This window comes from Micromonospora sp. NPDC005413 (genome assembly GCF_040606435.1).
Classification (GTDB): domain Bacteria; phylum Actinomycetota; class Actinomycetes; order Mycobacteriales; family Micromonosporaceae; genus Micromonospora.
On record NZ_JBEXEV010000004.1, the window covers coordinates 206,597 to 230,634 of the forward strand.

20 protein-coding genes are annotated in these 24,038 nt (G+C 72.3%); 13 read left to right on the forward strand and 7 right to left on the reverse strand.

Annotated features, from left to right (window positions below):
* Positions 1-19 precede the first annotated feature (19 nt).
* The 3 genes from ABZS37_RS08460 to ABZS37_RS08470 all read left to right on the forward strand — a co-directional run bounded on the left by ABZS37_RS08460 (position 20) and on the right by ABZS37_RS08470 (position 2,376).
* Positions 20-520: a TrkA C-terminal domain-containing protein gene (locus ABZS37_RS08460; RefSeq protein ID WP_124815967.1), complete on the forward strand. Its 501-nt coding sequence runs from the start codon at positions 20-22 to the stop codon at positions 518-520.
* A 5-nt stretch (positions 521-525) separates the two neighbouring features.
* On the forward strand, positions 526-1,731 hold the full coding sequence (locus tag ABZS37_RS08465; protein WP_355166866.1) for a cation:proton antiporter: 1,206 nt from the start codon (positions 526-528) through the stop codon (positions 1,729-1,731).
* 213 nt (positions 1,732-1,944) lie between these two features.
* Positions 1,945-2,376, forward strand: coding sequence for a hypothetical protein (locus ABZS37_RS08470; protein WP_354992878.1), 432 nt, complete (start codon positions 1,945-1,947; stop codon positions 2,374-2,376).
* A gap of 156 nt (positions 2,377-2,532) precedes the next feature.
* Here ABZS37_RS08470 and ABZS37_RS08475 read toward each other — a convergent pair whose 3' ends face one another.
* The 5 genes from ABZS37_RS08475 to dnaK all read right to left on the reverse strand — a co-directional run bounded on the left by ABZS37_RS08475 (position 2,533) and on the right by dnaK (position 7,273).
* Positions 2,533-2,727 carry a hypothetical protein gene (locus ABZS37_RS08475; RefSeq protein WP_355166868.1) on the reverse strand — a complete coding sequence of 65 codons (195 nt, stop codon included), beginning with the start codon at positions 2,725-2,727 and terminating at the stop codon, positions 2,533-2,535.
* Between the two features lie 135 nt (positions 2,728-2,862).
* Positions 2,863-3,303, reverse strand: coding sequence for a helix-turn-helix transcriptional regulator (locus ABZS37_RS08480; protein ID WP_354993127.1), 441 nt, complete (start codon positions 3,301-3,303; stop codon positions 2,863-2,865).
* A gap of 30 nt (positions 3,304-3,333) precedes the next feature.
* A complete protein-coding gene (gene dnaJ / locus ABZS37_RS08485; protein WP_355166870.1) occupies positions 3,334-4,512 on the reverse strand; it encodes a molecular chaperone DnaJ in 1,179 nt (392 codons plus the stop codon).
* Between the two features lie 85 nt (positions 4,513-4,597).
* The gene (gene grpE, locus ABZS37_RS08490; protein WP_355166872.1) at positions 4,598-5,353 is read right to left on the reverse strand and encodes a nucleotide exchange factor GrpE; all 756 of its coding nucleotides are present in this window, start codon (positions 5,351-5,353) and stop codon (positions 4,598-4,600) included.
* A 48-nt stretch (positions 5,354-5,401) separates the two neighbouring features.
* Positions 5,402-7,273 (reverse strand): molecular chaperone DnaK, encoded by a 1,872-nt coding sequence (gene dnaK, locus ABZS37_RS08495; RefSeq protein ID WP_355166874.1) that lies wholly within the window; start codon positions 7,271-7,273, stop codon positions 5,402-5,404.
* 221 nt (positions 7,274-7,494) lie between these two features.
* On the opposite strand from dnaK, the gene ABZS37_RS08500 reads away from it, so the two are divergent.
* The 3 genes from ABZS37_RS08500 to ABZS37_RS08510 are packed head-to-tail and all read left to right on the forward strand — an operon-like array spanning position 7,495 to position 12,299.
* Positions 7,495-9,336: an ABC transporter gene (locus ABZS37_RS08500; RefSeq protein ID WP_355166876.1), complete on the forward strand. Its 1,842-nt coding sequence runs from the start codon at positions 7,495-7,497 to the stop codon at positions 9,334-9,336.
* A complete protein-coding gene (locus ABZS37_RS08505) occupies positions 9,333-11,018 on the forward strand; it encodes a GTPase (protein ID WP_355166878.1) in 1,686 nt (561 codons plus the stop codon). Before ABZS37_RS08500 ends, ABZS37_RS08505 begins: the two co-directional genes overlap by 4 nt.
* A 57-nt stretch (positions 11,019-11,075) precedes the next feature.
* Entirely contained in the window at positions 11,076-12,299 is a 1,224-nt protein-coding gene (locus tag ABZS37_RS08510; RefSeq protein ID WP_355166880.1) for a hypothetical protein, read from the forward strand.
* Between the two features lie 60 nt (positions 12,300-12,359).
* On the opposite strand, the gene ABZS37_RS08515 is transcribed toward ABZS37_RS08510, so the two are convergent.
* Together ABZS37_RS08515 and ABZS37_RS08520 are read right to left on the reverse strand one after the other, a co-directional pair.
* On the reverse strand, positions 12,360-12,983 hold the full coding sequence (locus tag ABZS37_RS08515; RefSeq protein ID WP_355166882.1) for a phosphatase PAP2 family protein: 624 nt from the start codon (positions 12,981-12,983) through the stop codon (positions 12,360-12,362).
* 65 nt (positions 12,984-13,048) lie between these two features.
* Positions 13,049-13,984, reverse strand: a complete 936-nt coding sequence (locus ABZS37_RS08520; protein WP_355166884.1) for a hypothetical protein — start codon at positions 13,982-13,984, stop codon at positions 13,049-13,051.
* A 523-nt stretch (positions 13,985-14,507) separates the two neighbouring features.
* Between ABZS37_RS08520 and pdhA the strand changes: the two genes are divergently transcribed.
* The 7 genes from pdhA (at position 14,508) to ABZS37_RS08555 (ending at position 24,026) form a co-directional block, all read left to right on the forward strand.
* Entirely contained in the window at positions 14,508-15,683 is a 1,176-nt protein-coding gene (gene pdhA, locus ABZS37_RS08525; protein WP_355166886.1) for a pyruvate dehydrogenase (acetyl-transferring) E1 component subunit alpha, read from the forward strand.
* Positions 15,683-16,672 (forward strand): alpha-ketoacid dehydrogenase subunit beta, encoded by a 990-nt coding sequence (locus tag ABZS37_RS08530; protein ID WP_355166888.1) that lies wholly within the window; start codon positions 15,683-15,685, stop codon positions 16,670-16,672. The genes pdhA and ABZS37_RS08530 overlap by 1 nt, the downstream gene beginning before the upstream one ends.
* Positions 16,669-18,156, forward strand: a complete 1,488-nt coding sequence (locus ABZS37_RS08535; RefSeq protein WP_355166890.1) for a dihydrolipoamide acetyltransferase family protein — start codon at positions 16,669-16,671, stop codon at positions 18,154-18,156. The genes ABZS37_RS08530 and ABZS37_RS08535 overlap by 4 nt, the downstream gene beginning before the upstream one ends.
* Positions 18,157-18,374: 218 nt before the next feature.
* Positions 18,375-18,512 carry a hypothetical protein gene (locus ABZS37_RS08540; protein ID WP_007454215.1) on the forward strand — a complete coding sequence of 46 codons (138 nt, stop codon included), beginning with the start codon at positions 18,375-18,377 and terminating at the stop codon, positions 18,510-18,512.
* A 343-nt stretch (positions 18,513-18,855) separates the two neighbouring features.
* Positions 18,856-21,558 (forward strand): hypothetical protein, encoded by a 2,703-nt coding sequence (locus tag ABZS37_RS08545; protein WP_355166892.1) that lies wholly within the window; start codon positions 18,856-18,858, stop codon positions 21,556-21,558.
* Between the two features lie 92 nt (positions 21,559-21,650).
* A complete protein-coding gene (locus tag ABZS37_RS08550; RefSeq protein ID WP_355166894.1) occupies positions 21,651-22,037 on the forward strand; it encodes a hypothetical protein in 387 nt (128 codons plus the stop codon).
* A 150-nt stretch (positions 22,038-22,187) separates the two neighbouring features.
* Positions 22,188-24,026, forward strand: a complete 1,839-nt coding sequence (locus ABZS37_RS08555; RefSeq protein WP_355166896.1) for an NHL domain-containing thioredoxin family protein — start codon at positions 22,188-22,190, stop codon at positions 24,024-24,026.
* Positions 24,027-24,038 lie beyond the last annotated feature (12 nt).

The following is a 24,038-nucleotide window of genomic DNA, read 5'->3' on the forward strand; positions in this document are numbered from 1 at the left end:
GAAGCGGTAGCCTTAGCGGGTGCGAGTACGTGTCGAGCAGACCGCCTTACCCGGGATCGGGGTACGCCACGATCTGGTGACGGAGTCCGGACGCCGCCTGGGCGTGGTCTCCCACCGCAATGGCCGCCGTGATCTTGTCCTCTACGACCCCGACGACCCCGACGCCTGCCAGGCGGACATCCCGCTGACCGACGACGAGGCGGAGGCTCTCGCCGACATCCTCGGCGCGTCGCTGATGCTCGGTCAGCTCTCCGGGCTCCGCGAACAGGCCGCCGGTCTGCTCACCGAACAGATCGCCATCACGGCGGGATCGCCGTACGTCAACCGCAAACTTGGCGACACGAAGGCGCGTACTCGAACCAGCGCCTCCATCGTGGCGGTGCTGCGCGAAGGCGAAGTGATCGTCTCGCCACTCCCATCCTTCCGCTTCGCGGCCGGCGATGTGGTGGTCGTTGTCGGGACCCGCAGGGGTCTCGACGGCGTGTCCGCCATCCTCGCCGACAGTGACCCGGACGGCTGAGGCGGATGCACGATTCCACCACTCTGCTCGTCGAAGTCGGCGCGCTGCTGCTGCTGCTTGGTGTCCTCGGCCGGCTCAGCCGCCGGGTAGGCCTCTCACCGATCCCTCTCTACCTGTTCGCCGGGCTGGCGTTCGGCCACGGCGGGTTGCTCCCGCTCGCCGCCAGCGAGGAGTTCTTCGCGGTCGGCGCCGAGATCGGCGTCATCCTGCTGCTGGTCATGCTCGGCCTGGAATACTCGGCCAACGAGTTGGTCGGCAACCTGCGCTCGGCGGCCCCGGCAGGGCTGATCGACGGCGTACTCAACGCGCTGCCCGGCGCGGGGTTCGCCCTGCTGCTCGGCTGGGACTGGGTGGCCGCCCTGGTGCTCGGCGGTATCACCTGGGTCTCCTCCTCCGGGGTGATCGCCAAGGTCCTCGCCGACCTGGGACGACTCGGCAACCGGGAAACCCCGGTGATCCTCTCGGTCCTGGTGATCGAGGACCTGGCGATGGCGCTCTACCTCCCGCTGGTCACCGCCGTGCTGGCCGGCACCGGTCTCCTGGGTGGCGGCATCGCACTCGCCGTCGCGGTGGGCACGGTGCTGCTCGTGCTGGTGGTCGCCATCCGGTACGGCCATCTGATCTCGTCCGCACTGTCGGCGAAGGATCCGGAGGCGCTGCTGCTCGGCGTACTCGGTCTGACGTTGCTGATCGCCGGCCTCGCGGCGAAGCTGCAGGTATCGGCGGCGGTCGGCGCGTTCCTGGTCGGCATAGCGCTCTCCGGTCCGGTGGCGCACCATGCGACCGAGTTGCTCTCCCCGCTTCGGGACCTGTTCGCGGCGGTGTTCTTCGTCTTCTTCGGCCTGGTCACCGACCCACGGGACATCCCGCCGGTGCTGCTGCCGGCGCTCGCGTTGGCCGTGATCACCATGGCGACGAAGACGCTCACCGGTTATCTCGCTGCCCGCCGGGTCGGCATCGCTGAACCCGGTCGATGGCGGGCCGGCCTGGCACTCGTACCCCGAGGTGAGTTCTCCATCGTCATCGCCGGGCTCGCGGTGGCCGCCGGAAGCGTCGAGCCGCGGTTGGCAGCGCTGGCCACGGCGTACGTCCTGATCACCGTGGTGACCGGGCCGATGCTGGCCCGGCTGCCCGACTTCCCGTGGTTCAAGCGGTGGCTGCGCAACCGCGCGGCGGCCCAGCGGCCGGTGCCGGTTCCGATCCACGAGTAGAGCGTCGCCGCCGCTGTCGTGGCTCACACACCAGCACGGCAGCGGCGGCGGGCAGAACCGTCCCACCATTCTTTTGCCAAGCCCGACCAACGGTTGCTGAATTGCTCCCCACAGGGACTACCGCAGCCCCCCACGGCGGGTTACCGTTTCGCCCCAGCAGCCAGGGTCCGCAGGCAGCCAGTGCCAACGCGGGCGAGAGCGGAAGGTTGGCCGGTGAGCGTGCAGGAGTCGACGTTCCACGGCTTCGCCAACCCCGTCGATCCGACTCCGGCGGAGTTGCGAGCTTGGGCATACCAGCCCGATTCGGTGCCGTTGGCTTCGATGCCGCCCGACTGGGACCTGCTGGTCTCCGGCGACCGACTGGTGCTGACACTCTTTGAGTTAGCGATGGATCCGACCTGCCCGGCCCGGCGTTTCGCGCTGCACTGCCTCTACATCTACGCGGCCGACGGCATCCGGACGAACTTCCGCGCCCACCCCAAGCGCCGCTTCCGGAAGATCGTCGAGCAGGCCGAGCGTGACGGCGACGAGCTGATGAAGATCTGGGCGCACAACGGCCGGGTGCTGCTGGCCCGACCGGACCTCTTCGTCTACCGGGACTGGTGCGAGGGCGGCCTGGTCCGCGAGAACCGCCGCCTCGGCTGAGTCCCGGCCCTGGCGATCACCGTGTCCCGGCCCGCACTCACGAATGGCGAACGGGCCGGGAGCCCCGCCCTGGCGATCACCGTGTCCCGGCCCGCACTCAGGATGGCGAACGGGCCGGGACCCCCCGTGGGTCCCGGCCCGCACGTCGGTTGCCGGTCAGTCCTGGTTTCGTTCCGTCTCGGCCCGGTCCTTGTGGTCGCCATGGTCGCTCTGTTCGGCGAACCGGCCCGCGATGATCTGGTCCCGGAAGGTTCCCTCGGTCACCTTCTCGAACTTCTCGCGGACGGTTTCGGCCAGGTCTTCCAACCGGTCCTCGGTCTGCTGGGCCACCGTGTTTGCCGGCTCCGTCATCGCTCCCCCTCGCCATGCCGGTAGTCCGGATTGAGCTAATTGGACCCGTATCGACAGGCTAACCGAACCGGCCCGGACCGCGCCGGGATTCCGGTGCGGTCCGGGCCGAGGGAACGGAACCGGGCGAGCGGCAGGTCAGCGATCGGGTGTACGGCGGGGCCGCCAAACCACCAGCGCGGTGGAGGTGCGGTTGGTCGGCACCAGATCCCGGCCCGGGAAGCGGGCCAGCGACTCCAGCTCGGCAACGCGGTGGTACGCGGCGTCCAGCTCTGCCTCCAGCCGGGCCACCCGCTGCTGCGCCTGCTCCAGCAGCCGCTCCAGCCCGATGATCCGCTTGACGCCGGCCAGGTTGATCCCGTCGTCCTGGCTGAGCCGCTGCACCTCACGCAGCAGCACCACGTCGCGGACGCTGTACCGACGCCCGCCACCAGCGGCACGGCCGGGCTGCACCAGCCCCAGTCGGTCGTACTGGCGCAGGGTCTGTGGGTGCATCCCCGCCATCCGGGCCGCAACCGAGATCATCAGCACCTTGGCCTCGTAGGCAGGGTCGCCTGAACCGAAGAAGTCGCCCGACATCCCGCTCACCTCCGCGTCCATTCCACCGGACTAACCGACCCGACGCACCCGCGCATCGAGATGTTCCCGGGCCGCCGGCGGACTCTGCTCGGCGAACGCCTCCAGCGCCGTGCGCGCCTCGTCCGACAACCGGGCCGGCACCACCACATCCAACGTGACCAGCAGGTCACCGGCCTGCCCGTCACGGCGGACCACACCCTTGCCTCGGGCCCGCAGCACCCGACCGCTCGGCGTGCCCGGCGGAACCCGCAGGGTCACCGCGCCGTCGAGCGTGGGCACCCGCAGGTCCGTGCCGAGCACGGCCTCCGCGAAGGTGACCGGCACGGTCAGCGTCAGGTCGTCACCGGTACGCCCAAAAAGCTCGTCCGGCCGAACCTTGACGTGTACGAACAGGTCGCCAGCCGGGCCGCCGCGCTCACCCGGCTCACCGCGCCCGGCCAGCCGGATGCGCTGACCGTCGGCCACCCCGGCCGGGAAGCGCACGTTCATGGTGCGGGTCTTGGTGACACCGCCGCTGCCATGGCACTCCGGGCACTTCTCCTCGACCACCGTGCCGACGCCCTGGCAGTTGCGGCACGGCTCGGAGAAGCTGAACGAACCCTGGTTGCGGGTGGTCACGCCGGCACCGTGGCAGACCGGGCAGGTTTGCGGCTGGGTGCCGGGCTTGGCCCCGTTGCCGTGGCAGGTTTCGCAGACTCCCGGCGCGCGCAGCGTCAGGGGCAGCGTCACCCCGCGCACCGCGTCACTGAAGTCCAGCGCCACTTCGGTTTCCACGTCCCGACCACGGGCCGGACCGCGCGGCGCGGCCTGCCCACCAGCCTGACCGCCGGTGAAGATGGAGCTGAACAGGTCCTGGAAGCCGGTGCCGCCGAAGCGACGGTCGCCGCCCCCGCCACCGAACATGTCGGAGACGTCGAACGGCGTGCCACCCGCCTGGCCACCACCCCGGGCGTTGCGCCGGAACGCGCCCGAGCCGAACAGTGAGCGCATCTCGTCGTACTCGCGGCGGCGGCCGGTGTCCGACAGCACGTTGTACGCCTCGGACGCGGCCTTGAACCGCTCCTCGGCCTTCGGGTCGCCCGGGTTGTGGTCCGGGTGCGACTCCCGGGCCACCTTGCGGTACGCCTTCTTGATGTCATCCGCGGAGGCGGCCTTGTCCACGCCGAGCACGGCGTAGAAGTCCTTCTCGATCCAGTCCTTCGAACTCACCGGTCCACCCCCTTCCGACCGTCATGGCCCGGCCGTCCCGCCCCCCGTTGCGCGGGGGGCGGGACGGCCCGGTCACTGCCTCGCACTATTCCGGATCCGCGACCGCGACCAGCGCAGGGCGCAGCAGCCGCTCACCGAGCTGGTAGCCGCGCCGCATGACCTGCACGCAGGTCGGCTCGCTCACCTCGGCCGAGGTCTGGTGCGCGACCGCCTCGTGCCGGGTCGGGTCGAACGGGTCGCCCTGCTCGCCGAAGGCGTTGAGGCCGAACTTGCCCAACGCGGTGGTGAGCTGTTCCGCCACCGCGCCGAACGGCCCGATCAGGTCGCCATGTTCCCGAGCCCGGTCCAGGTCATCCAGGATCGGCAGCAGCGCGGCCAGCACCGAGCCGGTCGCCTGCTCCTGCACCAGGCTGCGGTCCCGGTCGACCCGCTTGCGATAGTTGGCGTACTCCGCCGACACCCGCTGCAGATCCCTGGTGCGCTCGTCCAACTCGGCCCGGAGCGCCTCCAGCTCGGCGCCGAACGAGGTGCCCGTGCCACCGTCGACCGGCTGCGCCGGGGCGTCCACCACCGGCGGACCGGACGGCTCCGGACCGTCGGTGGAGTTGACCTCGACCTCAATCTCGTCGACCACGACCTCGGCGTCCTCGACGAGGCCCTCGGCCGGGACCTCGTTGCCCGCGTCGGCGGCGGCGCCCGCCGGCTCCGATGTGTCGATGAGCTTGCGGTTGTTGCGGATGACGACCCGCTCCCCGTCGCCGGTGGTCGGCTCCGTGGGCGCGGAGCCACCCGGCGTCGACCCGGCGTCGCGCGGGTCGGCGGCTCGTGGCTTCTGCGTCATGCGGCTACCTCATCCCCTTCGCCGTGGATACGTGCCGGAGGCCGACGGTCACTTCTTGCCGTCCTCGTCCACGATCTCCGCGTCGACCACGTCGTCGGCGCCGCCCGCAGCACCACCGGCGGCGCCGGCCTGCGGACCGGTCGCACCGGGCGCACCCGGGCCGGCCTCGCCACCCGGCTGCTCGGCCTGCTGCGAGTAGAGCAGCGAACCGGCCTGCTGGGAGACCTGCGCCAGCCGCTCGTGCGCAGACTTGATCTTCTCAATGTCCTGACCGCCGAGGGCACCGCGCAGCTCGCCGAGTGCCTCGTTGAGCTGCTCACGGTTCTCGCTGGGCAGCTTGTCGCCACTCTCGGCGAGGAACTTCTCGGTCTGCCACTGGAGCGCCTCGGCCACGTTGCGGGTCTCGGCGTCGTCGCGGCGGCGCTTGTCCTCCTCCGCGTGCTCCTCGGCGTCCCGGCGCATCCGCTCGATGTCGTCCTTCGGCAGCGAGGAGCCACCGGTGATCGTCATCTTCTGTTCCTTGCCGGTGCCCAGGTCCTTGGCGTGCACGTTGACGATGCCGTTGGCGTCGATGTCGAAGGCGACCTCGATCTGCGGCACGCCGCGCGGCGCCGGCGGGAGGCCGGTCAGCTCGAAGGTGCCGAGCTTCTTGTTGTAGGCCGCGATCTCCCGCTCACCCTGGAAGACCTGGATCAGCACCGACGGCTGGTTGTCGTCCGCCGTGGTGAAGACCTCGGAGCGCTTGGTCGGGATGGTGGTGTTGCGCTCGATCAGCTTGGTGAAGATGCCGCCCTTGGTCTCGATGCCCAGGCTCAGCGGGGTCACGTCGAGCAGCAGGACGTCCTTGACCTCACCCTTGAGCACACCGGCCTGAAGGGCAGCGCCGACGGCGACGACCTCGTCCGGGTTGACGCCCTTGTTCGGGTCGCGACCGGTGAGCTGCTTGACCAGGTCGGTCACGGCGGGCATCCGGGTCGAACCGCCGACCAGGATCACGTGCTCGACGTCGGAGATCTTGATCCCGGCGTCCTTCACGGCCTGCTCGAACGGGCCCTTGCAACGGTCCAGCAGGTCCTGCGTCATCCGCTGGAACTCGGCGCGGCTGAGCGTCACGTCGAGGTGCAGCGGGCCGGCGGCGCCAGCGGTGATGTACGGCAGGTTGATGTTGGTGGTGGTGGCGGCAGACAGCTCGATCTTGGCCTTCTCGGCCGCCTCGCGGAGCCGCTGGAGGGCCATCTTGTCCTGGGCCAGGTCGATGCCGTGCTCGCCCCGGAAGGTCTTGACCAGGTGGTCGATGATCCGCTGGTCCCAGTCGTCGCCACCGAGCTGGTTGTCACCGCTGGTGGACTTGACCTCGACGACGCCCTCGGCCAGCTCGAGCAGCGACACGTCGAAGGTGCCGCCGCCAAGGTCGAAGACCAGGACGGTCTGCTCCTTGGAGCCCTTGTCCAGCCCGTACGCCAGGGCGGCCGCGGTCGGCTCGTTGACGATCCGCAGCACGTTGAAGCCGGCGATCTCACCGGCCTCCTTGGTGGCCTGGCGCTGGCTGTCGTTGAAGTAGGCCGGGACGGTGATCACCGCGTCGCTGATCTGCTCGCCCAGGTACGCCTCGGCGTCCCGCTTGAGCTTCATCAGCGTCCGGGCCGAGATTTCCTGCGGGGTGTACTTCTTGCCGTCGATGTCGACGGACCAGTTCGTGCCGACCTCGCGCTTGACCGACCGGATCGTCCGGTCCGGGTTGGTCACCGCCTGGCGCTTGGCGACCTCACCGACGAGCACCTCGCCGTTGCGGGCGAACGCGACGATCGACGGGGTCGTCCGCGACCCCTCAGCGTTGGCGATGACGGTGGGCTCACCGCCCTCGAGAACGCTGACGCAGGAGTTCGTCGTGCCGAGGTCGATACCGACCGCACGTGCCATGTTCGCTTCCTCGCTTCATAAGGTTGTGCAGGTGACGGGCATTGCCCGCGGGCTGCCTGGCGAGCGCCGCCCGCAGCGGGCCCCACCACAAGTTGAGTGAACTTGACTCAATAGTGCCACGCCCCGGCGAATCGTCAAGTTGAGTTGAGTCAACCCGACGCAACCCACCCGTTATTACCGTCCGGTTGTCTTCCCTTGCATCGGTCGGGCACGCTTTAGCGGTGACGACGCACGGCGATCCCGCCACCCGTTCCGGCGCGCCCGCCGTCGCAGCCCGCACCGGCCCGCCGGACGCCGCGGGGGAGTTGCCCGCCACCACCGGGGACGACAGCCTCCCCGGTGCGCTGTCGAGCCTCCGGGAGGCGATCGGCGCGACCCGGTATCCCCTCGCACTGCCCTCTGCCAGTCCCGCCCGGCACACCGCCACCGCCCTCACCGACCAACTCGACGACTACCTGCTGCCCCGGCTCGCACGGCTCGACGCCCCGCTGCTCGTGGTGGTGGGCGGCTCCACCGGCGCGGGTAAATCGACGCTGGTCAACAGCCTGGTCAAGGCCCGGGTCAGCGCCGCCGGCGTGCTCCGGCCGACCACCCGGTCCCCCGTGCTGGTCTGCAACCCGTCCGACGCGGCCTGGTTCCGGCAGGGTGACCTGCTGCCCGGGCTGACCCGCACCACCGAGCCGAGCGAAGATCCGCGCGCGCTGCACCTCGTCACCGCCCCGGCACTGCCCGCCGGGCTGGCCTTCCTCGACGCGCCCGACATCGACTCGGTGGTCGACGCCAACCGCGCGCTCGCCACCCAGTTGCTGGCCGCCGCCGATCTCTGGCTCTTCGTCACCACCGCCGCCCGGTACGCCGACGCGGTTCCCTGGGAGCTGCTGCGCAGCGCCCGGACGCGAGGCGCGGTGATCGCCATGGTGCTGGACCGGGTGCCCGCCGAGGCCACCGACGAGATCGCCGCGCACCTGACCGAGATGCTCGCCGAACAGGACCTCGGCCGAGCGCCACTGTTCGTGCTGCCGGAGACCTGGGTCGACGGTCAGGGGCTGCTGCCCGAAGGGGTGACCGCGCAGCTGGCCGACTGGTTCGCCCGGCTGGCCGGCGACGCGGACGCTCGGGCGGCAGTGGTCCGCCAGACGCTGGACGGGGCGCTGGCCGCGCTGCACCCCGCCGTCGAGGAGTTGGCCGATGCCGCCGACGAGCAGGTCGTCGCCGCCGACGGGCTGGACGAACGGGTCGTCGCCGCGTACCGGGGTGCCGAACGCACCGTCGAGCAGGGCCTGCGGGACGGCCGGCTACTCCGCGGTGAGGTGCTCGCCCGCTGGCAGGAGTTCGTCGGCACCGGGGAGCTGTTCCGCACCCTGGAGGCGCGGATCGGGCGTCTACGGGACCGGGTCGTGGCCGCTGTCACCGGCCGGCCGGCACCCGCCGCCGAGCTGCGCGACGCCATCGAATCGCAGTTGGTCACGCTGCTGCGCGGCGTGGCCTCGGAGGCCGCCGAATCCGCGTACACGGGGTGGAAGGCACACCCGGCAGGGTCCGGGCTGCTCGACCCGGCGCTCGCCCACCCGAGCGACGACCTACCCGAACGTGCCGAACGAATGGTCCGGGACTGGCAGCGCGGTGTGCTGGAGCTGGTCCGGGTCGAGGGCGGCGACAAGCGGTTCGTGGCCCGCACCGCCGCGTACGCGGTCAACGCCACCGGGTTGGCCGTGATGATCGCCGTTTTCGCCTCCACCGCGTTCATCCCGACCGGTCTGGAGCTGGCCACCGGGGCCGGCACCACGGTCGCCGCGCAGGCCGTCCTCCAGGCGATCTTCGGAGACCAGGCGGTGCGTACCCTCGCCGACAAGGCCCGCGCCGATCTGCTGGACCGGGTGCGGACGCTGCTCGACGCGGAGGCCGACCGCTTCCTGGGCCGCACCGCCGACGCCCGCACCGCCGCGGACGCCGGCGACGGGCTGCGCCGGGCCGCCGGCCGGGTCGAGCTGGCCCGGCACCGCAGCGGCCTGTCCGCCGGCGGCGACATCCCGCCGGCCACCGACGAGGAGGGTTCCCGGTGACCAACATCACCGGCCGGGTACGCGAGGCGTTCCGCGGTGACCAGCGGATCGACCCCGACGCGTTGATCTCCCGACTGGAGGCGGTACGCCGGTTCCTGAGCGCGGTGGACGGCCTGCTGCCGGACGCCGACCTGGTGCCCGCGCACACGCTGGTCGAGCGGGCCGGCACCCGGCTCGCGCTGTCCCGGGACCACACCGTGGTCGCCCTGGCCGGCGCCACCGGCAGCGGCAAGTCCAGCCTGTTCAACGCATTGGCCCAGCTGCAGCTCTCACCGGTCGGGGTCCGCCGACCGACCACCGGCGTCACCCACGCCTGCGTGTGGGGGCCACTGGAGGGCGCCAACCGTCTGCTCGACTGGATCGGCGTACTGCCCCGACACCGTTTCGTCCGGGAGAGCGCCCTCGACGCGGACGACGAGACGGCGCTGCACGGGCTGATCCTGCTCGACCTGCCCGACTTCGACTCGGTGCAGCGGTCCCACCGGCTGGAGGTGGACCGGCTGCTCGGCCTGGTCGACCAGGTGGTCTGGGTGGTCGACCCGCAGAAGTACGCCGACCGGGTCATCCACGACAGCTACCTGCGCGAGTTCCACCGACACCGCGACGTCACCCTGGTCGTGCTCAACCAGGCCGACCGGCTGCCCCCGGCCGAGCTGCCCAGGGTCCTGGACGACCTGCGCCGGCTACTCGACACGGACGGGCTGACCGGCGTGCCCCTGCTGTCCACCACCGCCATCGACCCGGCCGGGATGGTCGGGCTGCGCAGCGCGCTGGAGCGTACGGTCGCCGAGCGGCAGGCCGCGCTGCGCAGGCTCGCTGGTGACGTCGACACGGTCGTCGCCGGGATGGACCAGCTGGTCGGCTCGGCCCGGCCGGCGGGTCGCCCGGACGACTCGGCCGTCAACGGGCTGAACCGGGCGTTGGCCGGGGCGGCCGGTGTGCCCGCGGTGACCGAGGCGGTGGCGCAGGCGTACCGGCATCGGGCCGGCGCGGCCACCGGCTGGCCCGTGGTCCGGGGCTGGCGACGGTTGCGGCCCGACCCGCTGCGTCGGCTGCACCTGCCCGGGCCCACCGGCGACCAGGTCGACCCGGCGGAGAGCCTGGTCGCGGCCACCTCGGTGCCGGACCCGACGGCCGCCCAGCGTTCGGCGCTCGGCCTGGCGATCCGCGCGGTGGCCGACCGGGCCGCCGTCGACCTGCCCGCCGCCTGGCCCGATGCGGTGACCTCTGCCGCCCGGTCGCGCCTCGGCGACCTGCCGGACGCCCTGGACCGCACGATCGCCGGCACCGACCTCGGCCTCGGCCGTCGACCGCTGTGGTGGCGGGCGGTCGGCGGTGTGCAGTGGTTGGTCACCCTGGCGGCCGTTGTCGGGCTGGGCTGGCTGGTGCTCGGTTACGCGCTGCGAGCGCTCGGCCTGCCCGAGCTGGACAACCCGATGGTCGGTCAGGTGCCACTGCCCACCCTGCTGCTGCTCGGCGGCCTGCTGGCCGGGCTGCTGGTGGCGGCGCTGACCCGGCCGGTGGTGCGCTGGGCCGCCCGCCGCGCCCGGGCTCGCGCCGAACAGCGGCTGACGGCGAAGGTCGCCCTGGTGGGCGAGGAGTACGTGCTGGCACCGGTACGGATCGTGCTCGGCTCGTACGCGCAGGCGCGAGACGCGCTGCGGGACGCCGCCCGCCGCTGACGCCCCGCGCGACTCGCTACCGCTCTTCGTACGCCCTGGGCGGCGTAGGGTCGGAGCATGGCCACGCCTCAGACCCCCTACGACGCGGTGCTGCACGCCGCACGCGACGTGACCAAGCTGGAGTCCGCCCTCGACGCCGAGATGCTCGGCAGCGCGCTGCTGGGCAGTGTCTACGCGATCGCGGAGACCGACCGCGACACCGCCGTACGGGAGTTCGTCACCGGGTTTCTCGCCGCCACCGCCCGCCGCCGGGTCGGGGCGGCGACCACCATTCGGCAGGTCTTCGCCACGCTCGTCCCGAACGCCGAGGGCACCGAGCGGGTGCGTCCGGGCAGCCAGGCCCCCACCTGGTCCGGGCAGTTGGGCCGGGTGCACCTCACCGGCAGTTGGGCGTACGGCGACGTGTACGGCGACCAGACCTCCTACCTCGCCACCTTCGCCTACGACGACGCGTCCGGCGGCTCGGAGCACGCGCTGGTGGCCCTGGTGGACCACAACATCGGGATCACCAAGGACATCTTCGTGGGCGGGCCGGCGGAACGGATCCTGGACCAGGTCCGGCAGATGTGCGCGGACGACGAGTTGACCTGGTTCCGCACCGAGGATCCGGCCCGGCTCCGTGGCGAGGTGGCCCGCCACCTCGCGGTGACCGACGACCTGGGCGAGCTGCCCGACGAGGGGTCTCTCGCCACCGACCGGGCGCTGGTCGGCGCCCGGCTGGCGATGCTGCCCACCGCTGTCGACCCGACCGGCCCGGCGGAGGTCGAGCCGCTCTCCGCCGCCGAGCGCACCGACCTGGTTCGGCGGTTCCTCGCCGCGCCGGAGGCCACGCGCTTCGGGCTGGACGCCGTCGACGGTCCGGAGTTGGCCTCGCTGCACTTCTGCCTGAGCCTGCTGCTGGACCACTCGGCGACCTTCCCGGACGCCGACCCGATGCGCTGGAGCCCCGCGGTGTCGGGGCTCTTCCTGCTCGACTGGGTGCACCGCCGGGCCGTGCTGGACATGGACGACGCGGCGATGCTGCCCCGGGTGCTGCGCGCCTGGGCCCGGTACGCGTCGCGCCAGCGCGGGCTGCCCGAGGCGGCGACGACGCGCACCGACGAGGCGATCGAGGAGATGGTGCCGGAGTTCGCCCGCCTCTACTCGACGGGTGAACGGCGCAGCCCGGCCACCGCAGCGGTGGCACAGCTGATGGCCGACGGCGTGGACCCGGACGACCCGGCCGCGCTGGACGCCTGGATCGAGGCGAACCGGCACCGGCTCGCCGACGACGGCGCCTGACGGCATCCGGGGCCGGGCGGCACCACGTCGCCCGCCCCGGGCCCGCCCAGGGCCCGCGTCCTAGCGCAACGGGCCGAACACCAGGGCTGCGATCAGCGCGCCGAGCACACCACCGGCCAGCACCTGCGGCACCGTGTGGTCCCTCAGCCGCACCCTGGACCAGCCGACCAACGCCAGCAGCGGCGCGGCGACGACCAGCCGGGCCCCGAAGGTCAGCATCAGGATCACCAGCGTGCCAGCGGCCACCGCCGAGTGGATCGAGATCTTCCACCAGTGGCTCACCGACACGGCGACCACGAGGCCGACGAGCCCGGCCACCGCCAGCGCCAGCACCGGGCGGGGCGCGCCGAGCACGGCGAGCAGGGCCAGCCCTCCCGCGACCGAGCCGAGGCCGACCAACAGCGGTGCCCTGCGCTGCTCCCGCAGGCCGACGTGGTGGTCGGTGAGCCGGCCACGGCGTACCCCGCCGACGATGTAGGCGAGCGGGATGCCGGTGACGAAGAGTGTGGCGAGCAGACCCCAGATGAGGCCCAGACCTGGGCGATGTGCGCTGTGCCAGCTCACGGTGAGGATCAGCAGCGACACGAGCACGGCCGGTGCGGTCACCTCGGTGACCAGCCGGGCTATCCGCAGCCCTGGGCCGGACCGTGTGGTGACCGGGCGGAGTTCCCCACCGCCGCCCACGCCACCCCCTCCGGTACGCGTCTACCGCCGAACACCGCCGGCACCGGATGGGCCGCTCCTGATCGTCACCGTACCGCCGGGGACACCGTGACGTGCGTCGGTCCGGCCAGCGGCGACAGGCTGACTGTGGGCGTCGACGGAACGGGCGGTGGCGAGGGAACTGCCGGGCTGGGCCGGCTGGTCGGTGGAGCCGGGGTGACGGGCGGCGCGGGTGTGGTGGCTGGCAGGGAGATCGTGCTGGTCGGCACGGCGGTCGCGGTAGAGGCGTCCGTCGGCGTGGGCGTGGGATCCAGCGTGGGCGTCGGATCCAGCGTGGGCGTCGGGTCCAACGTGGGCGTCGGGTCCAACGTGGGCGTCGGGTCCAACGTCAAGGTCGGGGTCGGGTCGGGGTCCGTCGGATCGGGGTCTGGCGGATCGGTCGGGTCGGGGTCGGTCGGGTCGGGGTCCGGCGGGTTGGTCGGGTCGGGGTCCGGCGGGTTGGTCGGGTCGGGGTCCGGCGGGTTGGTCGGCGAACCCGTCGGCGACGGCACGTGCGGGGGGACGGGCGGCGCGGTGCCCCGGGTGGGCTTCGGCGCCAGCGGCGGGTAGGTCGCCCGCCGGGCGGGCCCCGCGTCGGCGGCGGGCGGCCCTTCGGGGGTACGCCGGGGAGCGGCGGGCAGCCAGCCGCTGGTCGGGCCGACGCTGGGTGTGCCGGGTGGCGAGGGTGCCGGCTGGCTGGTCACCGGCAGTGGGATCACCACCGGCCCGACCGACGGGGTCGGGATGAACGGGGTGCTGCTGTCCGGCAGCGCGGTGCTGCCCGGGGTGGCCGAGCCCGCGCTGATCGCGGCGAGGATGGGCATCGACGCGGTGCCGGCCAGCAGTGCGACGGTGAGCAGGTAACCCCGGGAGGGGCCGCCGGCGCCGGGGGCACGGTGGACGCCGACCACCCGGCCGTAGCCGCCGGCCGACCGGTGCCGGCCGAGCCCCGGTGTGCCTGGACCGTCACCTGGCTCGTGCACCGCACACCCCTTGTACGTCGGCCGTCGGAGGACAGGGAAGGACGCCGCCAGCCAGAAAGCCGGCAAATGGCCCGATAGGCGCGATCCTGCGGTAATCACCCTTACGCAGTCACCCTGCGTCAGCCAACCTCCACCGCGTGTCGACACGCGGTGCTAGCCGAACGGTGACGAATCATCGCCTGAACGCCCTGCTGACGCAGGCCGGCATGATGACGACAAACGACGTCAAAGCGTGGGCGGTCGGAATGCGGGGCAGGCGTACTGTGGGCGCGCTCACCTGCTCTGCGAATATGGAGCACGACGGCAACGCAGCCGTGACCTCCGTGCACCCTCGCGGCAGGCGCGGTTGAACGCCGGCGCTCCCGATCCGGGTTCGGCCAGAACCCGGCTCACGCCGTGCGGCAACCCCCACCGGGGCTAGGCGCGGCTGCCAGGAACCGGTCCGGCAGCAGCCGGACAGGCGCACGAGTTGCGCGGCCGGGTGACCCCCCGGTGCCGACGCAGACACGACAGGGAGAGACCGATGGCAAAGGGCGACCCCGGGGGCACCAGCCGCAGCAGGCGGGCGGCACCACGCTCCAGGAAAGGCGCGGCCGGCAACCCCGAGCTGGTGCAGCTACTCACCCCCGAAGGCGAACGGATCGACAGCGTCACCGGGCCGGACGGCACCGAGTACCGCGTCGACTTCACCGACGAGGAATACCGCGGGCTCTACCGAGACCTGGTGCTGGTCCGAAAGCTGGACGCTGAGGCGACCGCTCTCCAGCGCCAGGGCGAGCTGGGCATCTGGGCCAGCCTGCTCGGCCAGGAGGCCGCCCAGGTCGGCTCCGGTCGGGCGCTGCGTACCCAGGACATGGCCTTCCCGACCTACCGGGAGCACGGCGTCCTCTACTGCCGGGGCATCGACCCGATCATGCCGCTCGGCCTGTTCCGCGGCGTCGACCAGGGCGGCTGGGACCCGAACGAGTTCAAGTTCAACATGTACACGATCGTGATCGGGGCGCAGACCCTGCACGCCACCGGTTACGCCATGGGCATCACCATGGACGGCAAGACCGGCACCGACGACGGCGAAGCGGTGATCGCGTACTTCGGCGACGGGGCCACCAGCCAGGGTGACGTCAACGAGGCGTTCGTCTGGGCCGGCGTGTTCAACAGCCCGATGGTCTTCTTCTGCCAGAACAACCAGTACGCGATCTCCGAGCCGCTGGAGCGGCAGACCCGGATCCCGCTCTACCAGCGGGCCGCCGGCTTCGGCTTCCCCGGCGTACGGGTGGACGGCAACGACGTGCTCGCCACGTACGCGGTCACCCGCACCGCGCTGGACAACGCCCGCCACGGGCAGGGCCCGAGCCTGATCGAGGCGTACACCTACCGGATGGGCGCGCACACCACCTCCGACGACCCGACCCGCTACCGGATCGCCAGTGAGGTCGAGGCGTGGCAGGCCAAGGACCCGATCGCCCGGGTCAAGGCCTTCCTGGAGAAGCAGCAGATCGCCGACGCGGACTTCTTCGCCGACGTCGACGAGCAGGCCCGCCGCGAGTCGGTGCACCTGCGCGAGCGTGTGCTCGCCATGCCCGACCCGGAGCCGGTGACGATGTTCGACCACGTCTACCCCAACGGGTCGCCGCTGCTCGACGAGCAGCGCGCGCAGTTCAGCCGCTACATGGAGTCGTTCGAGGGGAGCGCGCACTGATGGCCACGGAGACGCTCACCCTTGGAAAGGCCCTCAACACCGGCCTACGCCGCGCCCTGGAGAACGACCCCAAGGTCATCATCATGGGCGAGGACGTCGGCAAGCTCGGCGGCGTCTTCCGGATCACCGACGGGCTCCAGAAGGACTTCGGCGACGATCGGGTCATCGACACCCCGTTGGCCGAGTCCGGCATCATCGGCACCGCGGTCGGCCTGGCCATCCGTGGCTACCGGCCGGTCTGTGAGATCCAGTTCGACGGCTTCGTCTACCCCGCGTACGACCAGATCGTGTCGCAGGTGGCGAAGATGCACTACCGCTCGCGCGGCAAGCTCAGCATCCCCATGGTGATCCGGATTCCGTTCGGCGGCGGCATCGGCGCCGTCGAGCACCACTCCGAGTCGCCGGAGGCGTACTTCGCGCACACCGCCGGCCTCAAGGTGGTGTCCTGCTCCAATCCGCAGGACGCGTACGTGATGATCCAGCAGGCCATCACCTCGGACGACCCGATCGTCTTCCTGGAGCCCAAGCGGCGCTACTGGGAGAAGGGTCAGGTCGACCTGGACGCGCCGCTGTCCGAGGCGTACCCGCTGCACTCGGCCCGGGTGGTGCGGCCCGGCACCGACGTCACGGTGCTGGCCTACGGGCCGATGGTGCGGACCTGCCTGGAGGCGGCGACCGCCGCCGCCGAGGACGGCCGGGAGCTGGAGGTCATCGACCTGCGCTCGCTCTCCCCACTGGACCTGACCGCGGCGTACGAGTCGGTGAAGCGCACCGGCCGCGCGATCGTGGTGCACGAGGCGCCGTCCAACATTGGCCTCGGCGCCGAGCTGGCCGCCCGGATCACCGAGGAGTGCTTCTACTCCCTGGAGTCGCCCGTGCTGCGGGTGACCGGCTTCGACATCCCCTACCCGGCCGCCCGGGTGGAGGAGGAGTTCCTGCCCGACCTGGACCGGGTACTCGACGCCGTCGACCGCACCTTCGGCTGGTGAGCGCCATGTCTCGGATCAAGACGTTCAACCTGCCCGACCTGGGCGAGGGGCTGACCGAGGGCGAGATCCTGGCCTGGCTGGTCAAGGTCGGCGACACCATCGAGCTGAACCAGCCGATCGTCGAGGTGGAGACGGCCAAGGCGGCGGTGGAGATCCCGGCGAAGTGGGCCGGGCAGGTGCAGGCGATCTTCCACCCGGACGGCACCACGGTCGAGGTCGGTACGCCGATCATCGCGATCGACACCGACCCGGGCGCCGGTCCACTGGAGACGCCGTCGACCACGGCCATGGCCAGTGACGACCTGCCGACCCCGTCGGCGGCTTCGCTGGCGGCGGTGGAGGTCGCGCCGTCGGAGGGCATGGTGGAACCGGGTCTGATCGGCGGTCCGGCACCGGGTGGGCGGACCGCGGTGCTGGTCGGCTACGGCCCGCGTACGACCGCCGCGAAGCGCCGCCCGCGCAAGGGTGGCGTCCCCGCACAGGCCGCGGCGGCACCAGCTCCAGCACCGGCCGCGCCGGCTCCGCAGCCGGTGATCACGCCGGTCGCGGCTCCGGCTCAGAACGGGCAGGCCGCGGCGACGACCGGCGGGTTGGTGCTGGCCAAGCCACCGGTTCGCAAGCTCGCCAAGGACCTCGGGGTCGACCTCGGCACGGTGACCGGGTCCGGGCCGCTGGGCTCGATCACCCGGGAGGACGTGCAGCAGGCGGCGAGCGGTGCCGTCGTGGCGGCGGAGCCGATCGCGGCGACGTCGGTGGCGACGACGACCGCCCCCAGCTTCGGTGCGGACCGGGAGCAGCGCATCCCGGTCAAGGGGGTCCGCAAGCTCACCGCCGAGAACATGTCCCGCTCGGCGTTCACCGCCCCGCACGTGACGGAGTTCCTGACCGTCGACGTGACCCGGGCGATGAAGGCACTGGACCGACTGCGCGGCCGGCGGGAGTGGCGCGACGTACGGGTCTCGCCGCTGCTGCTGGTGGCGAAGGCGGTGCTGCTGGCGGTGCAGCGTCACCCGATGGTCAACTCGACCTGGGCCGGCGACGAGATCGTGGTCAAGGAGTACGTCAACCTCGGCATCGCGGCGGCCACTGAGCGCGGCCTGATCGTGCCGAACGTCAAGGACGCCGGTCGGCTCTCGCTGCGGGAGTTGGCGGACGCGCTGACCGCGCTGGTGCAGACGGCGAAGTCCGGGCGTACCTCACCGACGGACATGTCCGGCGGCACCCTGACCATCACCAACGTCGGCGTGTTCGGGGTGGACACTGGCACGCCGATCCTGCCACCGGGTGAGTCGGCGATCCTGGCCTTCGGCGCGGTGCGGGAGATGCCCTGGGTGCACAAGGGCAAGGTCAAGGTGCGTCAGGTCACCACGCTGGGGCTGAGCTTCGACCACCGGATCATCGACGGTGAGCTGGGCTCGAAGTTCCTGCGCGACATCGGCGACTTCCTCGCGGATCCGGAGGCGGCGCTGCTCGCCTGGACCTGATCGTTCGAAACGCCAGCCACGGCCGGTGTGCCACGGGTTAACGCCCGGCACACCGGCCGTGTCCTTTGGGCGACGGAACCATGGGTCAGAGGGCGTGTTGACCTTTGATTGTTAGGCAGGTGTCTCAGCTCACCTAATAATCGATGGAAGTTACCCGGGTTCTGCGGTTGAATAGACGCATCAGGGGATGACAACCGAATAGCTAGGGGGACCCACCAATGAGCATGATCGAGCGAATCCGCAACCACCGCGACGCCAACCGCCGCGCCCGTGCCATCGAGCACGCGCTGCGCTCGGCGAACTCGCCGGCAGTTCGCGAGGAACTCCTCGTCATCGCCCAGCGTCACATGAGCTGACGCTCCACGACATTCCTCACCTCCTCCAGATCGATGGCCCGCCCGGCCCACCGGGTGGGCCGTTGGCGTTTCCGCGCACCCGCCACCGGGATTCCGCCCTGCCGCAGCGCCCGGTACGGTGGGCTTCGGTCGCCGCCCGCCGACCCGGCAGAGGCCGAGCCAATAGAAGCTGCTCGACACCGGCCAGCCACGGGGAGTGACGACCGGTGCTCCTTGGACGCGCTGTGCCACCACCCGATACCGTGCGGGGAGCCGGCACAGCGGTACGCCGGTGACGCCGGCAGCCATGCCGAGGAGACCGATCGGCACCGGCGAGCCGACATGTGATGGAGGAGGCGCACCCATGACGTCCGAGGGCCCGCACCGCACCGGCCAGGAGCCGGACGAGGTGTCACCGGGCGCTGGCGGACCGGCGCCGTACGGCGACCGCCCGGCGCAGCCGGACAACGGCAACAACCCCGCCGGCCCCGACCTGGGCTGGGCGCCCCCGCCGCCGACGCGGTCGAACCCGTCGACGCCGGCATGGGCGAGCCAGTCCGAGCAGCCACCCGCCCCCGCCTGGGGCGCCGCCGCCGCCCCGCAGCCCGGCAACCCAGCGCAGCCCGCCTGGGGTGCCGCTGCCCCGCAGTCCAGCGACCCGGCGCAGCCCGCCTGGGCCGCCGGCGGTGGCGCGAGCGAGCCGCCGCAACAGCAGCAGCCCGGCACATGGCCCGGCAACGATGGCGCGCCGGCCCAGGCGCAGCCTGACCCCTGGGCCGCACAGCAGCAGAGCTGGACGCCGGGCGAGCAGAATGCACCCGCACCCACCTGGACCCCGAACGCCGCTGAGCAGCCCGACTGGGTGCAGGCCCAGCCGGCCGTCCGGGGCGCCGCGCAGGTGCCTCCGGCCACCGCCGCCTGGCCCGCTCAGGAAGACCCGGCCCGCGCAGGAGGCTGGGCCGGCACGGCACAGGCCAACCCGCCCGCCGGTGACTGGCGCGGGGCCGAGTCGCAGCAGCCCGAGCCGCCGCAGGCCGCCGGCTGGTCCGGCGGCGCTCAGCAGGACGCCGCGTCCGGCAACGGCGGCTGGCCCGCCGCTACCCCCGCACGCGACGACCAGCCGGTGTGGACACCGGCAGAGCAGTCGCCGCCGACCTGGGGCCAGCCCGCCGAACCGACCGAGCAGCCCGCCCCCGGGTGGGGGCAGGCCGCCCAGCCGGCCGCTGCCCGTGGCGCGGCCCAGGTGCCGGCACCGACGACGAACTGGCCCGCGCAGGACGACTCGTCCCGCTCCGGCGGGTGGGCCGCACAGCAGCAGGCGCAGCCCGCAGGATGGAACGACGGCGGCGACGTGCGGCAGGACCAGGCCGCCCAGCCGGCCGCCTGGGGCGGTGCCGAGGCCCGTCCGCAGCAACCGGACTGGGTGCTCTCGCCGCAGGACCAGCCGACCGAGCAGCCGGAGCCGGCGGGGTGGACCCCGGCGGAACAGAGCGGCCTTCCCGCCCGCGCCAGCGCCAGCGTGCCCGGCAACGACGGTGCGCCCGGCTGGGCTGCCAACCCGGACAACGCGGCGCAGGGCAACTCCAGCGTCCCGGAGGTCCAGCCGTGGGCACCCGGCGAGGTGTGGGGTCGCGCCGAAGCGGAAGCTTCCGCCCAGTCCCGCGGTGGCTGGGAGGCGGACCGGAGCGACGACGTCCCGGCCTACCAGCCCGCACCCGCGCCAGGCATCTCGCCGGCAAACGCGGTGCCGCTGCCTCCGCAGGAGCAGCGTGTGCCGGGCGCCAGCCTGGCCGCCGCCCCGCCGGCCGACTACACGCCCCATGCCCAGTTCGCCCCGATCCCCGAGCAGCCCGCGTACGCCGAGCGGGAGACCCCGGACGCCGCCGCGCAGTACGAGGCGGAGCCGGCCGGTTGGGGCCACGCCGAGGACGCTCCCGCGAGTGGCGCGGTGGTACCTACCCCGCGTACCTCTCCGGAGTCCGGGGCGGGCCGCGCGGTCGTGCCGCTGTCGGAGGCCGAGTCGGCTGCCCGGGCCACGGCGAGCGCTTCCGTGCCGTTGGCCAGCCGGGTAATGCCCCCGACCGACCAGGCCATCCGGCCGGCTGGCACGCCCACGCCACAACCCCGGGTGTACGGCCGTCCGGCTCGACCCGAGCCGGAGAACGAGCCCGAACCGGAGGCGTTCCAGGTCGACCCGGTTGCCGAGCGTCAGGGCGCACCGGAGTGGCAGAACGACTCGCAGCGCCAGGTCGCACCCGACTGGCAGAACGACTCGCAGCGGCAGGTTGGCCCCGGCTGGGGCGGCGAGTCCGCTGCCGAGCCGCGCTTCGACGACCGGCAGCCCGCACCGAACGTGTTCAACGAGGCCCCGTCGGCACCGCCGGCGTTCCCGCCCGGTGTGCCGTCCTTCGTCGACACCCCGGGCAACAACCGGCCCGTGAACGGCGTTCGACCGCACGCCGGTGCCGAGCGGCCGGCCGACCAGTTCGGCGGCCCCGGGTCGCCGGCTTCCGGCACCGCCGCGGTGAACGGGACGTCAGCCTTCGGGGGCAGCCCGAGTTTCGGCGGGCCGGGTTTCGGTGCCGGACCGGCAACCGAGTCGGCGCCGGGCGGTGGCTTCCCGCCCTCCTTCCCGCCAGCGCAGCAGCCCGCACCGGCCTGGGGCCAGGAGCCCAGCCAGTCGGACCATGGCCGGTTCGACGCGTTCAAGCCGGACGCCGAGGAGCCGAAGGCCGAGCCACCGACGCCGAAGGTACGCAACGGCCGGGTGCTGGCCGCGGTGCTGATCGCCGCGGTGCTCATCCTGGCGGTGCCGCTCGGCCTGCTGTTGCTGCTCGGCAAGGTCGGCGGAAACGACGCGCCGACCTTCGACCCGGCGGTCGGCACCTGCGTGAAGCAGTCCGGCCAGGGTGGCGCCTCGGCGGCGAACTGCGGCGAGGCGGACGCTTTCACGATCGTCTCGAAGGTGAACGCCAAGGAGAAGTGCACCGACACGACGCAGCCCCACGTGGTGCTGCCGGGTGACGGCACCAACCGGGTGCTCTGCCTCAAGCCGGCCACGAAGTAGCTCCACCGACGGCGGGGTCACGGGCAACCGTGACCCCGCCGTCGTCGTGCCGGGGTCCTTACGAGTCTCAGGATCTCGGGCACAATCCGGTTGTGGAACGCGAGCTGGCGGCGGCGCTGGAGCCGCTCTTGTCCGATCTCGGAAAGCCTGGCGGGGTGCAGCCCGACCTTCGGGATGAACCATGGCGGGACGACCCACAGACCGCCAGCGCCTTTCTCTACGCTTCCGACGGTTCCGGCCAGGGCATCTCGATCGACCTTGGCCAACCAGCCGTCACCCAGGTCGTCGCGCTCGCCGACCAGGTCCAGGACTGGGCGGTGGAGGCGCTGTGGTCACTGGGCCGCCCCACCAACTGGCCGCCCTGCCCCCACCATCCATCAAGTCACCCCCTGGCAGCGGTGGTGCGCTCCGGCAGAGCGGTTTGGGCCTGTCCCACCCTTGAAACCGAGATCAGCGAGATAGGTGCGCTAGCCCTTTGATCGTTGGCAGCTGAGCAACCCGACACGCCGAGCACCGCACCGCTGAGCTGCCACCGATCGCCGCGACGCACCGCACAGGCCAGAGCCCTTCGATCGTCTGTGGTCCAGGTCGCGGCGATCGGGCCTACGGGGCGTGGCAGGCTGACAGGCATGGGAACGACAGCACGTGTGCGTGCACCAGAGCTTCGGGGCCGGCAGTGGCTCAATACCGGCGGCCGGAACCTGAGCTTGCAGGACCTTCGCGGCAAGATCGTCTTGGCGGATTTCTGGACGTTCTGCTGCATCAACTGCCTGCACGTGCTCGATGAGCTGCGTCCGCTGGAGGAGAAGTACGGCGACGTGCTCGTCGTGATCGGTGTGCACTCGCCGAAGTTCGAGCACGAGAAGGACGCCGACGCGCTCGCCGCCGCCGTCGAGCGGTACGGGGTGCACCACCCCGTACTCGACGATCCCGAGATGGACATGTGGCAGCAGTACGCGGCCCGGGCCTGGCCGACCCTGTCGGTGATCGACCCCGAGGGTTACGTGGTGGCCACCATGGCCGGCGAGGGGCACGCCGAAGGGCTGGCCCGGCTGATCGACGAGCTGATCACCACCCACGAGGCCAAGGGCACCCTGCACCGGGGTGACGGCCCGTACGTCCCGCCGCCGGCACCGGAGACCGCCCTGCGCTTCCCGGGTAAGGCGGTGCTGCTGCCGAACGGCAATCTCCTGGTCTCGGACTCGGCCCGGCACTCCCTGGTCGAGGTCGCTCCGGACGGTGAGACGCCGGTGCGCCGGATCGGCTCGGGCGAGCGGGGTCGGGCCGACGGGCCGGGCGCCGCGGCGACGTTCTCCGAGCCGCAGGGGGTGTGCCTGCTGCCCACGCACGTCGCCGAGGTCGCCGGCTACGACCTGGTGGTGGCCGACACGGTCAACCACCTGCTGCGCGGCGTACGGCTGGAGTCCGGCGAGGTGGTCACCGTGGCCGGCAGTGGGCGGCAGTGGCGAGCCACGGTTGACGACCACGCCCATGACGCGCTCGCCGTGGACCTCTCCTCCCCGTGGGACCTGGCCTGGTACGACGACAAGCTGATCATCGCGATGGCCGGCATCCACCAGCTCTGGTGGTTCGACCCGATCAAGCGGACCGCCGGCATGTACGCCGGCACCACGGTCGAGGCGCTGCGCGACGGTCCGCTGACCGAGGCGTGGATGGCGCAGCCGTCAGGGCTTTCCGTCTCCGCCGACGGCACCCGGCTCTGGGTCGCCGACAGCGAGACCAGCTCCGTCCGGTACGTCGAGAACGGTGTGCTGGGCACCGCCGTCGGGCAGGGCCTGTTCGACTTCGGGCACGTGGACGGTCCGGCGGAGTCGGCGCTGCTGCAGCACCCGCTGGGCGTGTGCGCGCTGCCGGACGGCTCGGTGCTGATCGCGGACACGTACAACGGCGCCGTGCGCCGGTTCGACCCGGTCAGCAACCAGGTCTCCACCGTCGCCGACGGGTTGGCGGAGCCCAGCGATCTGGTGCTCACCCCGGCCGGTGAGGTGCTGGTGGTGGAGTCCGCCGCGCACCGGTTGACCCGGCTCGCCCCGGGCGCCCTGTCGGCGGCAGGTGCCAGCACGGTGGACGGGCCGCGGCACCGCACCGAGCGCAAGCCGACCGACGTCGCGGCCGGTGAGGTCACCCTGGACATCGTCTTCACTCCCGCGCCGGGGCAGAAGCTGGACGAGACGTACGGGCCATCGACCCGGTTGGTGGTCTCGGCGTCCCCGCCGGAGCTGCTGGTGGATGGTGCCGGCACGGGCACCGAGCTGTCCCGCCGGCTGGTGCTCAACAGCGAGATCACCGCTGGGGTGCTCCAGGTGACCGCCCAGGCGGCGACCTGCGACGCGGACGTCGAGCACGCGGCGTGCCACCTGACCCGGCAGGACTGGGGCGTACCGGTCCGGGTGGTCGACGGTGCCGTGACCCGGCTGCCGCTCGTGCTGCGCGGCCTGGACGCCTGACCGTCCGGTGGG

Coding starts and splice junctions, on each gene's coding strand:
- ABZS37_RS08465 (WP_355166866.1), top strand. CDS start 526: ATGCACGATTCCACCACTCTGCTCGTCGAAGTCGGCGCGCTGCTGCTG.
- ABZS37_RS08475 (WP_355166868.1), bottom strand. CDS start 2,727: ATGACGGAGCCGGCAAACACGGTGGCCCAGCAGACCGAGGACCGGTTG.
- ABZS37_RS08480 (WP_354993127.1), bottom strand. CDS start 3,303: ATGTCGGGCGACTTCTTCGGTTCAGGCGACCCTGCCTACGAGGCCAAG.
- grpE (WP_355166872.1), bottom strand. CDS start 5,353: ATGACGCAGAAGCCACGAGCCGCCGACCCGCGCGACGCCGGGTCGACG.
- dnaK (WP_355166874.1), bottom strand. CDS start 7,273: ATGGCACGTGCGGTCGGTATCGACCTCGGCACGACGAACTCCTGCGTC.
- ABZS37_RS08510 (WP_355166880.1), top strand. CDS start 11,076: ATGGCCACGCCTCAGACCCCCTACGACGCGGTGCTGCACGCCGCACGC.
- pdhA (WP_355166886.1), top strand. CDS start 14,508: ATGGCAAAGGGCGACCCCGGGGGCACCAGCCGCAGCAGGCGGGCGGCA.
- ABZS37_RS08530 (WP_355166888.1), top strand. CDS start 15,683: ATGGCCACGGAGACGCTCACCCTTGGAAAGGCCCTCAACACCGGCCTA.
- ABZS37_RS08540 (WP_007454215.1), top strand. CDS start 18,375: ATGAGCATGATCGAGCGAATCCGCAACCACCGCGACGCCAACCGCCGC.
- ABZS37_RS08545 (WP_355166892.1), top strand. CDS start 18,856: ATGACGTCCGAGGGCCCGCACCGCACCGGCCAGGAGCCGGACGAGGTG.
- ABZS37_RS08555 (WP_355166896.1), top strand. CDS start 22,188: ATGGGAACGACAGCACGTGTGCGTGCACCAGAGCTTCGGGGCCGGCAG.